This is a genomic window from Gordonia amicalis NBRC 100051 = JCM 11271 (assembly GCF_000332995.1).
GTDB classification, from domain to species: domain Bacteria; phylum Actinomycetota; class Actinomycetes; order Mycobacteriales; family Mycobacteriaceae; genus Gordonia; species Gordonia amicalis.
This window is the reverse complement of sequence record NZ_BANS01000012.1, coordinates 12,346-26,313: the sequence shown is the minus strand read 5'-3', so window position 1 is coordinate 26,313 and position 13,968 is coordinate 12,346. Positions and strand designations below refer to the sequence as shown.

15 protein-coding genes and 1 tRNA gene are annotated in these 13,968 nt (G+C 68.1%); 8 read left to right on the top strand and 8 right to left on the bottom strand.

Annotated features, from left to right (window positions below; all coding sequences use genetic code 11):
• The first annotated feature begins 273 nt into the window (after positions 1–273).
• The 8 genes from GOAMI_RS05695 (at position 274) to GOAMI_RS05660 (ending at position 7,512) form a co-directional block, all read left to right on the top strand.
• The gene (locus GOAMI_RS05695; protein ID WP_006435452.1) at positions 274–852 is read left to right on the top strand and encodes a recombinase family protein; all 579 of its coding nucleotides are present in this window, start codon (positions 274–276) and stop codon (positions 850–852) included.
• Positions 849–1,151 carry a hypothetical protein gene (locus tag GOAMI_RS05690; RefSeq protein WP_006435451.1) on the top strand — a complete coding sequence of 101 codons (303 nt, stop codon included), beginning with the start codon at positions 849–851 and terminating at the stop codon, positions 1,149–1,151. Before GOAMI_RS05695 ends, GOAMI_RS05690 begins: the two co-directional genes overlap by 4 nt.
• A 132-nt stretch (positions 1,152–1,283) precedes the next feature.
• Positions 1,284–2,372 (top strand): ATP-binding protein, encoded by a 1,089-nt coding sequence (locus GOAMI_RS05685; protein WP_006435450.1) that lies wholly within the window; start codon positions 1,284–1,286, stop codon positions 2,370–2,372.
• Between the two features lie 309 nt (positions 2,373–2,681).
• Positions 2,682–3,110 (top strand): chorismate mutase family protein, encoded by a 429-nt coding sequence (locus GOAMI_RS05680; RefSeq protein ID WP_006435449.1) that lies wholly within the window; start codon positions 2,682–2,684, stop codon positions 3,108–3,110.
• A gap of 1 nt (position 3,111) precedes the next feature.
• Positions 3,112–5,232, top strand: coding sequence for an aminodeoxychorismate synthase component I (gene pabB, locus GOAMI_RS05675; RefSeq protein WP_006435448.1), 2,121 nt, complete (start codon positions 3,112–3,114; stop codon positions 5,230–5,232).
• On the top strand, positions 5,229–6,110 hold the full coding sequence (locus GOAMI_RS05670; protein ID WP_006435447.1) for a prephenate dehydrogenase/arogenate dehydrogenase family protein: 882 nt from the start codon (positions 5,229–5,231) through the stop codon (positions 6,108–6,110). Before pabB ends, GOAMI_RS05670 begins: the two co-directional genes overlap by 4 nt.
• A complete protein-coding gene (locus GOAMI_RS05665; RefSeq protein ID WP_006435446.1) occupies positions 6,107–7,054 on the top strand; it encodes a diiron oxygenase in 948 nt (315 codons plus the stop codon). The genes GOAMI_RS05670 and GOAMI_RS05665 overlap by 4 nt, the downstream gene beginning before the upstream one ends.
• 74 nt (positions 7,055–7,128) lie before the next feature.
• The gene (locus GOAMI_RS05660; RefSeq protein WP_006435445.1) at positions 7,129–7,512 is read left to right on the top strand and encodes a VOC family protein; all 384 of its coding nucleotides are present in this window, start codon (positions 7,129–7,131) and stop codon (positions 7,510–7,512) included.
• 43 nt (positions 7,513–7,555) lie between these two features.
• Here GOAMI_RS05660 and GOAMI_RS05655 read toward each other — a convergent pair.
• The 8 genes from GOAMI_RS05655 to GOAMI_RS05620 all read right to left on the bottom strand — a co-directional run bounded on the left by GOAMI_RS05655 (position 7,556) and on the right by GOAMI_RS05620 (position 13,938).
• Positions 7,556–7,629, bottom strand: a tRNA-Pro gene (locus GOAMI_RS05655).
• 150 nt (positions 7,630–7,779) lie between these two features.
• Complete coding sequence (locus GOAMI_RS05650; protein ID WP_006435444.1) at positions 7,780–8,043, bottom strand: GlsB/YeaQ/YmgE family stress response membrane protein; 264 nt, start codon at positions 8,041–8,043, stop codon at positions 7,780–7,782.
• A gap of 135 nt (positions 8,044–8,178) precedes the next feature.
• Positions 8,179–9,618 (bottom strand): ribosome biogenesis GTPase Der, encoded by a 1,440-nt coding sequence (der, locus tag GOAMI_RS05645; protein ID WP_006435443.1) that lies wholly within the window; start codon positions 9,616–9,618, stop codon positions 8,179–8,181.
• Positions 9,615–10,310 (bottom strand): (d)CMP kinase, encoded by a 696-nt coding sequence (gene cmk / locus GOAMI_RS05640; RefSeq protein ID WP_006435442.1) that lies wholly within the window; start codon positions 10,308–10,310, stop codon positions 9,615–9,617. Before cmk ends, der begins: the two co-directional genes overlap by 4 nt.
• Positions 10,307–11,242, bottom strand: coding sequence for a pseudouridine synthase (locus GOAMI_RS05635; protein ID WP_006435441.1), 936 nt, complete (start codon positions 11,240–11,242; stop codon positions 10,307–10,309). The genes cmk and GOAMI_RS05635 overlap by 4 nt, the downstream gene beginning before the upstream one ends.
• A 37-nt stretch (positions 11,243–11,279) precedes the next feature.
• Positions 11,280–12,071 carry an SMC-Scp complex subunit ScpB gene (scpB, locus tag GOAMI_RS05630; protein WP_006435440.1) on the bottom strand — a complete coding sequence of 264 codons (792 nt, stop codon included), beginning with the start codon at positions 12,069–12,071 and terminating at the stop codon, positions 11,280–11,282.
• Positions 12,068–13,000, bottom strand: coding sequence for a segregation and condensation protein A (locus tag GOAMI_RS05625; RefSeq protein WP_006435439.1), 933 nt, complete (start codon positions 12,998–13,000; stop codon positions 12,068–12,070). The genes scpB and GOAMI_RS05625 overlap by 4 nt, the downstream gene beginning before the upstream one ends.
• Entirely contained in the window at positions 12,997–13,938 is a 942-nt protein-coding gene (locus GOAMI_RS05620) for a ParA family protein (RefSeq protein ID WP_006435438.1), read from the bottom strand. Before GOAMI_RS05620 ends, GOAMI_RS05625 begins: the two co-directional genes overlap by 4 nt.
• Positions 13,939–13,968 lie beyond the last annotated feature (30 nt).

The following is a 13,968-nucleotide window of genomic DNA, read 5'->3' as shown; positions in this document are numbered from 1 at the left end:
CGCGCAGCCTGATCGAAATCCGGTCGTCGACGTGCTGCGCCGAAGATCGTCGACGCACTCCCCCCGGCACACGACCGCGATCACGTTCGGCACCGATCTCGTCTCGAAACTTACGAGACAGTATTTTGCGACACTTTGTCGCGAAAACTCAGACTTGGCCGAGCGTTCCAGACGATCAATCTCGAATCTCCCGCGCGCGTCTCAAATCTGTATCGAGACTTTTGAGATAGAGTCCTCGTCGTGACGGCAGAAGCGAGAGGCGGCGCGCCGGGGATGTCCCTCGGATACGCGCGCGAGACCCCGGGAGCACACGCCCTCGGTCCGCAGATCGATGCATTGACAGAAGCAGGGGTTGATCCGGCACGGATCTATACCGACGTCGCCGACCGGGTTCGGTCCGCGGACCGTCGACCGGGCATGAACGCACTGCTGGACTACGCGCGGGCTGGTGACACCACCGTGGTCGTGGGCATCGACCGTCTCGGACGCAACATCCGCGAGGTCATGGCCATCACGCGTGAACTCGCGAAACGCAGCATCGGCCTCCGCTCGTTGCGCGAGGGCATCGACACCGACGATCCCGCCGGCGCGATGGTCGTCGGACTCCTGGCGTCCCTGGCCGAACTCGACGACCCCTCCCCCGGGCTCAGCTCGTCGAGGCCGCGGACCACGACGACACACCGGCAGCCTGCATCGACGGTCGGACGCCCCCGTGTCCTCGACGACGAGCAGGTGCTGCGTGCCGAACAGATGCGTGCCGCAGGCGAATCCGTGCCGAGGATCGCCCAGGCGCTGGGGGTCAGCCGTGCAACGCTCTACCGCACCCTCGCCGAAAGGCGCACGGTCCGTTGACAAATCACGAGAACGAGCTCCCCGACCTCGACATCGTCACCGAATACGGAGTAGTCACCCGGCTTCCCACGTCGTTCCCGATCTACGACGCCGACCTCGACGAGCATCTCGATCCCGATCTCTTCCAGAAGGGGTTCGACGACGCGGAAGCCGCGCTGTGCGCACTGCCGGCACCGTGGGCACGTCAGCTCGCATCGTCGACCCTCGACTGTCCGCCTGACCCCGACGACGAGGAACCCAGCTACACCCGCGGCCATCGTGCCGCCCTGTACGGCTACCTGCGGCACGCCCGCAAGTGAAGGCCGGGATCGCCACCTGAACATCGCAGCGCTGGCTACAAGTAGCGCTCGCGGCAGGCGGCGATTCTCCGACACCGCGCCACGCGACCGTGCGAGTCGGTGCCGAGGCCTCCGACGCCGTATCGTTCAGGCGTGGTTCAGCTGACAGTGGGAAGCCATCGCGACGACGCGACGTCCGAAGTCGTTCTCTCCGCCCTGAAGTTCAACCGTCACACCTTCTGGTGCGGCCAGAGCGGTTCGGGCAAGACCTACGCGCTCGGTGTGGTGCTGGAGCAGTTGCTCCTGAGCACCCGACTCCCGCTGCTCATCCTCGACCCGAATGCCGACTTCACCCGCTTGCCGGAGACGAGGGACAGCTCCGACCCCGAAGCCGCCGAGACCATCGCCGCATCCGACATCCGGGTGCTGCATTCGACGCGGCGCGACCTCCCCCAGCTGCGGACGCGGTTCACCGACCTGCCGCTCGCCGCGAAGGCCGCGGTCCTGCAGCTGGACCCGATCGCCGACGCCGACGAGTACAACGTCCTGCTCCACGCCGACGCCACTCTCACCGGCACGCCGGACCAGAGCACCTACATCACCGCGCTGCGCGCCTCCGACGACCCCGGCCACCAGCGGCTGGCCAAGCGGATCGAGAATCTCCAGGTCCTCGACTGGGACCTGTGGGCGCGGGGCGAGGTCGCGGCCACCGACATCGTCGACGAGCGCCCCCAGGCAACCGTGCTCGACCTGGGCGGATTCGCCCACTCGGCGGAACCCAAGGTGGCCGCCCTCAGCGTGCTCGAACACCTGTGGGCTCGCCGCGAAGAGCGTCGCCCCGTCCTCATCGTCATCGACGAGGCCCACAACATCTGCCCGCCCGTCGCCACCAGCGCCGTGGAGCAGGCCCTGATCGATCGCGTCGTGCAGATCGCAGCCGAAGGCCGCAAGTTCGGTCTCTGGCTTCTCCTGTCCACGCAACGGCCGACGAAGATCCACCCCAACGTGTTGTCCCAGTGCGACAACCTGTGCCTGATGCGGATGAACGCCCCGCGCGATCTGGCCGAACTCGCCGACACGTTCGGGTTCGTCGGCGAACACTTGCTGGCGGAGTCACCCGAGTTCCGCCAGGGCGAGGCCCTCTTCGCCGGCGGGTTCATCACCACCCCCACCTTCACCCGAATGGGAGCTCGGATCACCGAAGAGGGCGGCGCCGACGTCGGGGTGCCGCTGCCCGCTTGAACGCCCTGTCCGGCCGTCCCACTGACCCGACACGAGTTCGTGCGCCGCGCGGACACAGCCAGACCGACGCGATCGAACCACCCCCCATCTGATCGGACGACAGTGACGTCGCGTTCGTTGGTGAATCGTGACCGGGCGGTGACGCCAACTCCCTCACAGTGCACGCGGTCGGTGCGACTATGGACCGAGTCGGGGGACGCGGTTCGCGAGACCGAACCGGGCGCAGGACCAGTCGAGGTCGGCGTCGCATCTCGGCGGTTCAAGTTGGCGGGCCGCACTTCCCTTCGGACAGCGCAAGGTGGTCGTGGCGTGAACAAATCGATGGGCGACAAGGGACAGATGCTGGGTGGGAGCGACGTCGGCGAACGCGAGCTCGCGGACCTCCGTGCGGAGTTGGACGGTATCGACGACCGACTGCTCGAGGACGTGCGCGCCCGGATAGAGGTGTGCACCCGCATCGCGCACCTCAAGCAGCGATACACCATTCCGGTGATGCAGCCGCGCCGTGTCGGAGCGGTGCACGAGCATGCCCACCGGTACGCCCTCGATCACGACCTCTCCCCGCAGTTCCTGCACGACCTCTACGACCTGCTCATCTCGGAGACCTGCCGGGTGGAGGACCTGATCGTGGTGACCGAGGAACTGCGGACCAACGGCGTCCCGGCCGAGAACGCAGGACCGGATCGTGCCCTCACCGAACGGATTGCCGCGGACGTCGGCGGCCCGAGCACGGACTGAGGTGGCCGCCGTGCGGACACTGCTCATCGACAACTACGACTCGTTCACGTACAACCTGTACACGTTGTTGACGGAGGTCAACGGCCGGGAGCCGACGGTCGTCGCCAACGACATGCCGTGGCCGTCGGTGGACCTGACGGCGTTCGACAACGTGGTGGTCTCCCCCGGCCCGGGCCGGCCGGACTGCGCGCGCGACTTCGGGATCAGCGCGCGGGCCCTGACCGACAGCGGGCTTCCCGTGCTCGGCGTGTGTCTGGGCCACCAGGGACTGTGTCACGTGTTCGGCAGCCCGGTGGTACCGGCGCCCGAACCTCGACACGGACGGATCAGCGCGGTGCACCACGACGGCAGAGGCCTGTTCGCGGGACTGCCGTCCCCGTTCCGGGCGGTGAGGTACCACTCCTTGGCGGTCGTGGATGTCCCCGACGCGTTGGAAGTCCAGGCGTGGTCGGACGACGGTGTCCTGATGGCGGTACGTCATCGGGAACTGCCGTTGTGGGGGGTGCAGTTTCACCCGGAGTCGATCTGCTCCGAGTACGGCCGGGAACTCCTGGCGAACTTCGCGGCAGCGACGCCGGTGCGGGCGCCCCGGCCGACCCGGGCGGCAAGGACTCCCCCGACGGCAGCGGAGACCGAGGCGCCGGCAACGAAGCCGAGAGACCGTTACCGGATCCGGTCGGTGAAGGTGGACCGGGTCGTGGACCCCGGGGCGGTGTACGAGCGGCTGTTCGCCGGTGGACCGAACAGCTACTGGCTGGACGGGTCGGCGGCCGACGAAGCAGACGGCCGGTTCTCCGTGATGGGTGACTGCTCGGGTCCGCGCGCCGAATACGTGACCTACAGCGTCCCGGAAATGACCGTGCGAGTAGAACATTCGGACGGGACGGTGGAGAAGATCCGCAGCACCTTCTTCGACTATCTCGGCGCACAACTACGGGAGCGGTCGGTGGCGCCGCGCACGGATCCACCGTTCGGGTTCTGCCTCGGCTACGTCGGCTATCTCGGCTACGAACTCAAGGCGGACACCGGCGGGCAGCTGGCACACGCGTCCGAGCAGGCCGATGCGGCGCTCGTGTTCGCGGACCGGGCCGTCGTGATCGACCACGAGCGGGGATGTGCGTACGCGCTGGCACTCGAATCGGTGGACGGCCCGGACCCCGACACCGCCGACCCCGATACCGCGCGGTGGTTACACGAGACGGCGTCGACCATCGGTGCGATGCAGGACACGCTCCCCGAGCCACCAGTGACGGCTCCCCCACTGGTCCCGGCGGCGGAAGAGGTGCCGATCGTGTTCCGGCACAACCACCCGACGTACTTGAGGCTCGTCGAACAATGCCTGGCGGAGATCCGCTCCGGGGAGTCCTACGAGGTGTGCCTGACGAACACGGCCACAGTGCACCGCAGTCTCGATCCCGTGTCCGGGTACTCGTGTCTGCGCGAGATCAGCCCGATGCCCTACAACGCGTTGCTCCAGTTCTCGGGACTGTCGGTGCTCAGCGCGTCCCCGGAACGATTCCTGAAGGTGGGTGCGGACCGGACGGTGGAATCGAAACCGATCAAGGGCACCCGGCCGCGGTCGGCGGACCCCGTCGAGGACCAGGGGTTTCGGTGCGACCTGCGAGCCAGCGAGAAGGACCGGTCGGAGAACCTGATGATCGTCGACCTCGTCCGCAACGACCTGTCGCGGGTCTGCGTGCCGGGATCGGTGCACGTGCCCTCCCTGTTCGATATCGAGACGTACGCGCCCGTGCACCAGATGGTGTCGACGGTGCGTGGGACGCTGCGCGAGGGGCTGTCAGCGGTCGACTGTGTGCGGGCGGCGTTCCCCGGCGGATCGATGACCGGGGCGCCGAAGATCCGCACGATGGAGATCATCGACAAACTCGAAGCCGGTCCGAGAGGGGTGTACTCGGGCGCGATCGGCTACTTCTCGCTGACCGGAACCGCCGACCTGTCGATCGTGATCCGCACCATGGTCGCGACCGGTTCCGAGGTGACGTTCGGGGTGGGCGGCGCGATCGTCGCGCTGTCGGATCCGGACGAGGAGTTCGAGGAGACGATGGTCAAGGCGCTGACGATGCGCCGCTGCCTGTCTGTCGCCGAAGAGAGCGACCCGTGACCGCACCACCCGTCCCAGGTGCACGGTCGGTGGTCGTCGCCGGCGGCGCCGGGGCGGTCGGGACGATGCTCGCCGACCGGTGGCGCGGTGACGGGAACACCGTGCACGTGCTCGATGCCTGCTCCGGCGATGACATCCGGTCTCCCGGTCCGGAGGCGATAGCGCAATTGCGCGAGGCGGACGTCGTGGTTTTCGCGGTCCCGGAGGATGTGGCGCTCGCCGCGGTCGCGGAGGTGGGGCCACTGCTGCGCCCGACCGCGCTGTTGGTGGAGACGCTGTCGGTCAAGACGCGGTTCTCGTCGGCCGTAGCCCGTCTCGACGCCGCCGATCGCGACCGGGGCGGGTCGATCGTCGGGATCAATCCCATGTTCGCGCCGTCCCTCGGCCTGCCCGGGCGCACGGTCGCGGTGGTCGTCCATCGGCGCGGCGCGGGCGCAGACCGTCTGCTCGAGGACCTCGCACGGTGGGGCGCGCGGGTGGAGGTCACGACCGCGGACCGGCACGACCGGTTGTGCGCGGCGGTGCAGGCCCTCACCCATGCGACGATCCTGTCGTTCGGATGCGCGCTCGCCGACCTCGGAGTCGGCGCCGACGAGGCGACGGCGCTGGCCACCCCGCCGTTCACGACGATGTCGGCGTTGCTGGCGCGGATCACCGGCGGGACACCGGAGGTGTATCGAGACGTGCAGGAATCCAACCCGTGTGCGCCCGCCGCGCGGGAGGCGTTGGCGCGGGCCGTATCCCGGGTGTCGGCCGCGTCCGAGGGCGACGCCGACGACTTCACGGCGCTCCTCGCGCGGGCCGGTGTCCCGCTGGGCGACCGCGCAGACGGGTACGCGCGAGTGTGTGCGCGGATCTTCGAAGGACTGCCGTCGTGAGCGGCCACGTGCCCGAGCACGACGCCTCCGATCCGGTGGAGACGGCGGTCATCCGCGGGCTGGTCCGCAGCTGGCCGCGGCGGGCGACGGTGCGGCGCACCGAACCCGAACTCGACGCGCCCACGATGGACGACCTCTACGACGACAACTGCGTCGACTACCCAGAGGTGCTGCTCCCCTTCGCCGGGCATCCGGTCTGGGAGCGGCTCGACGAGGGTGTACGGTCCCGCATCCTGGCGTGGGCGTGGATCGCCTACAACAAGAATGTCGTCGACATCGAACAGGACGTGGTGACACCTGGTTTCGGACTGCTCTTCCGGGACGCGTTCGGCACCGGCTTCTCCGACGCGGGCCGGGCGGCGGTGGTGCAGTCGATGGTCGACGAGGAGTACCACACGCTGATGCACCTGAACGCGTCCGCGCTGACCCGGCGTCGACGCGGCTGGGCGCTGCCGGACGCAGCCTTGCCGGAGACGTCGACCGTGCGGCGGCATCGGGAGGCGCTCTCGCGGGCCGAGTCGGCCCGTGCCGCGGCCTTGACGACCCTCGCGTACGCGACCGTCGCGGAGACCTCCATCGCGGACTACCTGACCTTGATCGCCGACGACCGGACGATCCAACCGGTGCACCAGGCCACCATCGCGTTGCACCGCCGAGACGAGCGCGCACACGCCTCGGTTGCGTCCGAGATGATCGCCATGGTCCACGATCGGCTCGACCGACACGACCGGAACATCCTGGCCCGGGCCCTGCGTGATGGCGTCGACGCGTTCACCGCCACCGATGGGACGACGTGGTCGGCGATCCTCTCCGTCGAACAGGTCCCGGACGGCGACGCGATGCTGCGCGAGGTCGCCGAGGACCCCGATCGCCCCCGATTTCTGCAGGACTGCAGCACGGCCGACCTGTTGCTCGCCCGGTTCGGTGCACTCGACCGGTGCTGACCACGATTCTGCGTATACCCCGCCGACCCCGAACCTCCTCAGCGGACGGCCTGTTCGTGCAGGAAGGTGTACCCATGGCCAACACACTGATCGGCATCACGATCGACTGTGCGGATCCGGCGCGCCTGGCAGCCTTCTGGAGCGCGATGCTCGGCACCGCGATCACCGAAGAGCACAGTGACGACAGCGGCTGGGCGACCGTCGGATCTCGGCACGGCGACCGACCGCGATTGACCTTCCAGCGAGTCCCTGAACCCAAGAATGGAAAGGTCCGCATTCACCTCGACATCGAGGTCGAGGACATCGAGGCAGGCCGCCGCGAGGTGAAGAGTCTGGGCGGCTCCTGGACGGGAACCCGGAACGACTACGACGAGGGGGTTGTCATGGTGATGCGCGATCCCGAAGGCCATGAGTTCTGCATCGTCGAGTATTTCGATCGCGTCGACCAGAGTCCGTGACAAGACGAAGGCCCCGTCCGCACTGCGGACGGGGCCTGCTCTGTCGGGCTGACAGGATTTGAACCTGCGACCACTTGACCCCCAGTCAAGTGCGCTACCAAACTGCGCCACAGCCCGTTGCTCCCTGCTCAAGCGGAGCGAGATAAAGCCTAGCCGACGACTGCCGTTCGGAACCAATCGCCTGGTCAGGCGGGGTTTCCGGCCGGTCGTCAGATGTCGCGAAACGTGGCGTCGAGCGCAACGATCGACGACATCTGCTACCGGAACCTAGACCGCGGACCGCTTCTTGAACCAGATCCAACCGCCGGTCACGATCAGCGCGCCGAGGAGCGAACCGATGATGCCGCTGGGGTGGATCTCGATGCCGTGACCGGTGATCAGACTGATCAGCAACCCGCCGATGAAGGAGCCGACGACGCCGGCGACGATCGCCAGACCCCAGTCGATGCTCCACATGTTCTTGCCACCGATGATGAGCTGAGCCAGGGCACCGATGACCATTCCGAAGACGATGATTGCCAAGATGAGCACGAGAGGCAGTATGTCACAGCGCCTCCCACAATCGTCACAGCCGCACCAGTAACCGACAAACCCACCAGTTTTCGGCAGAAACGCCACCCGACGAAGGGGTGGGTTTGCCGAAAAAGGGTGGGTTTGCGGTGGCCGTCAGCGTTTGCGACGCTGCTCCCGCTTGTCTCGCACACGCACGTTGATGCGCACCGGCGAGCCGTCGAAGTTGAACTCCTCGCGCAGGCGACGCTCCAGGAAGCGGCGGTAGCCGGCCTCGAGGAAGCCGGTGGTGAAGAGCACGAAGGTCGGCGGTCGTACCGACGCCTGGGTCGCGAACATCACGCGCGGCTGTCGACCGCCGCGCAGCGGCGGCGGGTTGGCCGCGATGACGTCCTTGAGCCAGCTGTTCAGCGGTCCGGTCGAGATGCGCTTGTCCCACGAGTCGAGCGCGCTCTCCATCGCGGGTACCAGCTTCTGGACCGCACGACCGGTCGACGCCGAGATGTTCACCCGGCGCGCCCACGGCACGCGGGCGAGCTCGCGATCGATCTCCTTGTCGAGCTGGTAACGACGATCCTCGTCGACCAGGTCCCACTTGTTGAACGCGATGACCAGCGCACGACCGCTCTCGATGATGAGCGACAGCACGCGAAGGTCCTGCTCGGTGATCGGCTCCGACGCGTCGATCAGCAGGATCGCCACCTCGGCGGCGTCGAGTGCCGACCGCGTCCGCAACGACGCGTAGTACTCGTGACCACTCGCCGTGCGCACCTTGCGCCGCAGGCCGGCGGTGTCGACGAAATGCCACGGCTTGCCGTCCAGTTCGACGAGCTCGTCGACGGGGTCGACGGTGGTCCCGGCGACGTTGTCGACGACGGAACGCTCGGTGCCGGAAAGCTTGTTCAACAGCGAGCTCTTGCCCACGTTCGGCTTGCCGACGAGTGCCACACGACGCGGGCCGCCCAGCACCGGCGCCTCGCGCGGGGTCGCGGGCAGCTTCTCCAGGATGACGTCGAGCAGGTCACCGGCGCCACGACCGTGCGCCGCCGACACCGGGTGCGGCTCGCCGAGTCCCAGCGACCACAGGGCGGCCGTGTCGGCCTCCATGCGCTCGCTGTCGACCTTGTTGGCGCACAGGATCACCGGGGTCTTCGACCGTCGCAGGACACGCGCCACGGCCTCGTCGGTGGCGGTGGCGCCCACGGTCGCGTCGACGACCACGACGATGGCGTCGGCGGTCCGCATCGCGAGCTCGGCCTGGGCCGCGACTGCCTGCTGCAGACCCTTGGCGTCGGGTTCCCAGCCGCCCGTGTCGACGACCGTGAAGCTTCGTCCCGACCAGCTCGCCGAGTAGGACACACGGTCACGCGTGACGCCCGGGATGTCCTCGACCACGGCCTCGCGGCGACCGAGGATGCGGTTGACGAGAGTGGACTTGCCCACGTTGGGTCGTCCGACGATCGCCAGCACCGGCATGTGCTCGAACTCGGCGGCACCGTCGGCACCCTCGATATCGGCTAGCTGCCAATCGGATTCGTCCGCCCACGTGCCGTCACCCGGCAACGCCGCCACATCGGTCTCGAAGTTGTCGCTCACCGTTCTGATGCTCCGATCCGGGTCTCCACGAGGCCGCTCAGTTCGTCGAGCACCTCCATCAGGGTCTTGTCGCTGGTGTCGACGACGACGGCATCGTCGGCGGCACGCAACGGCGACACCGCGCGCGTCGAATCGAGATGATCGCGGCGGTTCACGCTGTCGAGAACGGCTGCGTAGTCGCTGTCGCGACCCGCGGCCAGGTTCTGCTTGTGCCGCCGGTCAGCGCGTGCCTCCGGCGTCGCGGTGAGGAAGATCTTGACGTCGGCGGCCGGGAACACCACGGTCCCGATGTCGCGTCCCTCGACCACCACGAAACGGTCCTGCGCGTTCTGCCGCTGCAGCGCAACGAGTTTGGTTCGCACCTCGGGAACGGCGGACACCGCCGAGACCGCGCTGGTCACATGGTCGGTCCGGATCGGCCCGGATACGTCGCGACCGTCGAGCAACACCGTCGACGACCCGTCTCCGGTGGGGATCAACTCGATGTCGACCGCGTCCGCGATCCGGGCGATACCGGCCGGATCATCAAGTGCCACACCGGCATCGAGGACCGCCAGGGTCACCGCGCGGTACATCGCACCGGTGTCGAGGTAGCTGGCACCGACCTTCTCGGCGAGCAGCTTCGACACCGACGACTTGCCCGTACCGGCCGGCCCGTCGATGGCGACGACGCGCGTGGTGCCAGCGGTCACAGCCCGACCGCCTTGTACAGCGCGCCGACCTCGTCGTTGCCGAGGACACGCAGGCTGCCCGGCCGCTGCTCTCCGAGCGCGACCGTACCCACATGCGTGCGAACGAGTTTCGTGACCGGAAAGCCGACCTCGTCCATCATGCGGCGCACGATGCGGTTGCGGCCCTCGTGCAGGGTGATCCGCACCAGCGACTGTCCCTCGTGGACCTCGATGACGGTGAACCTGTCGACCTTGACCGGGCCGTCCTCGAGTTCGATCCCCTCACGGAGTTGACGAGCGACCCCGCGGGGCACCTCACCCTTCAGGGTCGCGAGGTAGGTCTTGGGCACCTCGAACGACGGGTGCATCAGCCGGTGCGCCAGCTCGCCGTCGTTGGTGAGCAGCAGCAGACCTTCGGTGTCGGCGTCGAGCCGGCCGACGTGGAAGAGACGCTGTCCGGCCATCACGCGCTCGGCGACCACGTCACCGACGCACGGGCGACCCTGATCGTCGGCCATGGTCGACTGCCAGCCCTTGGGCTTGTTGAATGCGAGGTACTGACGCGTCTCGTCCATGATCACGCGCGCATCGTCGACGTGGATGATCGCGGTGTCGGGGTTGATGCGCAGGCCCTGCTCGGTGACGACGACGCCGTCGACCTTCACACGTCCGGCGGCGATCATCTCCTCGGCGCCGCGGCGCGAGGCGACGCCGGCCTGGGCGAGCACCTTCTGGAGCCGCACACCGTCCTCGACGAAGGCCGGGCCCGTGCCGCTCACCTGCTCCGGCGCCACCTGATGGCGTGCGGGCCGGGCGTTGTTGAGCCGGATCTTCCCGACATCGGCGTTCGGTTTCGACGACCCCTTGCGGTGCGTCTTCTTGGTTCGCGGTTGCTGTGCGGGGGCGCCCTTGCGGCGTTTTCCCGGTGAGCCATCTCGGCCAGCGGAAGCCATTGTTCTCAATCCTGTGTGTGGGTGGATCTATGCGGTTCTAGTCATCATTCAGGTCACCGTCGGTGACCAGTACCTTCGAGTCTGACGGCTGAGGGGACAGTTTGGCGAATCGGGGATCCGACAGCAGCTCGTCGTCGAGGTCATCGATGAGGTCGACGTCGGGCAGCAGCGGCGCCAGATCGGGCAGTTCGGTCAGCGAGGCCAGACCGAGACGCTCGAGGAACAACTCGGTGGTCGCGTAGGTCGTGGCGTTGGTCTGCGGGTCCTGGCCGACCTCGTTGATCAGGCCGCGCGCGACGAGGGTGCGGATCACGCCGTCGACGTTCACACCACGGATCGCGCTGACCCGTGCACGGGTCACCGGCTGCCGGTAGGCGATCACGGCCAGTGTCTCCAACGCGGCGCGCGTCAGCTTCGACCGCGCCCCGTCGAGCAGCAACCTCTCCACGTACGGTGCGTAGTCCGCCCGGGTGTACAACCGCCAGCCGTCGCCCGCGAAACGCAGGTCGATGCCGCTGCGCGCCGCGGTGAGCTCGGCGGCCATCGCGTTGAGCATCTCGCGCACGCGTGTCCGGTCCTGGTCGACGGCATTGGCCAACTCCTCGGTGGTCACCGGGGTGTCGACGACGAGCAGCACGGCCTCGAGTGCCGCCCGCAGGGTCGCGTCGTCGAGGACCTCGACCTCGTCCTCCCCCGTCAGCGCCGTCTGCTCGGGGTCGGCGGGGCCGTGGTCGGTCGCCCTCTCCGCCGACGCCGGGGCGTCGGTTGCCGATTCGGCGAGAGCCTCGTCGTTCACGTCGTCGGCGTCCTCGATCGGTCCGTCGGTCATCCGTAATCCTCTGCCTTGTCGATGCGCAGGTCGTCGATCTCGCGTTCGCCGGTCCACATCACCGCGAGATCGCCGAGAGCCTCGGGTTGTTCGAAGGTGATGGCCTGATCGCGGTAGAGCTCCAGCAATCCGAGGAAGCTGCCGACGATCTCGAGTCCGCTCCCGCAGTCGGCGGTGAGAGCGCGGAACGTGAGCCATTCGCCGGTCGACGCGCTGAGCAGTGCCGCCATCCGCCGGGCCTGACCCGGTACCGACACCGACTGCACGTCGTGGAGATGGTCGAGTCCGACCGTCGGCACGGGTCGCGGGGTCATCGCCGCCGCGGCCACCTGCACGAAACCGGCGGCGTCGACGCCGAGCGTGACCTCCGGCAACAGGTCCTCGAACCGTTGCTCCAGCGAGACGGCGCGCGGATATCGTTGCAGCGCGGCGGCTTCCAGTTCGCCGAACAACTGTGCCACCTGCTTGTACGCCCGGTACTGGAGCAGCCGGGCGAACAGCAGGTCGCGGGCTTCGAGCAGCGCCAGGTCCTCGGGGTCGTCGACCTCGCCGGACGGCAACAGCCGGGCCGCCTTGAGATCGAGCAGCGTGGCCGCCACGACGAGGAACTCGGTGGTCTGGTCGAGCCCGACCTCCGGACCGAGTTCGCGGGTGTAGGCGATGAAGTCGTCGGTCACCTCGTGCAGCGCGACCTCGGTGACATCGAGCCGATGCTGCGAGATCAGGTTCAGCAGCAGGTCGAAGGGTCCCTCGAAGTTGCGGAGCTTGACCCGGAAACCGGATTCGGCGGACTCGTCACTCCCATCAGGGGTGTCCCCGACCGGCTCCGACGCCTCGACCGGCGCCTCGACCTCGGACCCGTCGGTCTCGGTCACGGCGGACCCGGACCCGTCGGACTCGGTCACGGCGTGGTCGGTGTCGACGGTCATGCGCCCTTCACGTTGCGCGCGATCACCTCACGCGCCAGCGCCCGGTAGGCCTTCGCGCCGGCCGACCGCGGTGCCCACGAGGTGATCGGTTCACCGGCGACGCTCGTCTCCGGGAAACGGACGGTCCGGGAGATCACGGTGTCGTAGACGGCGTCGCCGAACACCTCGACCACACGCGCCATCACCTCGCGGGAATGCAGCGTGCGGGCGTCGAACATGGTGACGAGGATGCCACCGAGGTCCAGGCGCGGGTTGAGACGGTCGCGCACCTTGTTGATCGTGTCGGTGAGCAGCGCCAGGCCACGCAGCGAGAAGTATTCGCACTCCATCGGGATCAGCACGGTGTCCGCGCAGGCGAGGGCGTTCACGGTGAGCAGGCCGAGCGAGGGCTGGCAGTCGATCAGCACCACGTCGTAGCGGTCGAGAACCGGGTGCAGCGCACGGGCCAGGGACTGTTCGCGTCCCACCTCCGTGACGAGCTGGATCTCCGCGGCCGACAGGTCGATGTTGCTCGGCAGCAGGTCGAGTCCGTCGACGCGGGTGCGCATCAGCACCTCGTCGGTGGCCACCTGCGGCGGGACGAGGAGGTTGTAGACCGTCTGCTCGAGTTCGTGGTGCGGCACACCCAGTCCCGCGGACAACGCGCCCTGCGGATCGAGGTCGACGAGCAACACACGGCGGCCGTACTCGGCGAGCGCGGCCCCGAGGTTGATGGTCGAGGTGGTCTTGCCGACCCCGCCCTTCTGGTTGCACACGGCGATGACGGTGGCCGGACCGTGACGGTCGAGTGGTCTCGGGTCCGGGACCTCTCGATAGGGCCGTCCGGTGGGACCGATCTCGCCGGTGCCGTGGTGGTCGACCTCGTCGGCGTCATGTCCCGGCGACACCTGGATGCTGTACTGATCGCCCGCGGAGGTCACGATCGCGTCCCCGAACACTCGAGTCGGGTGCCAGACCGCAGTGTGCTC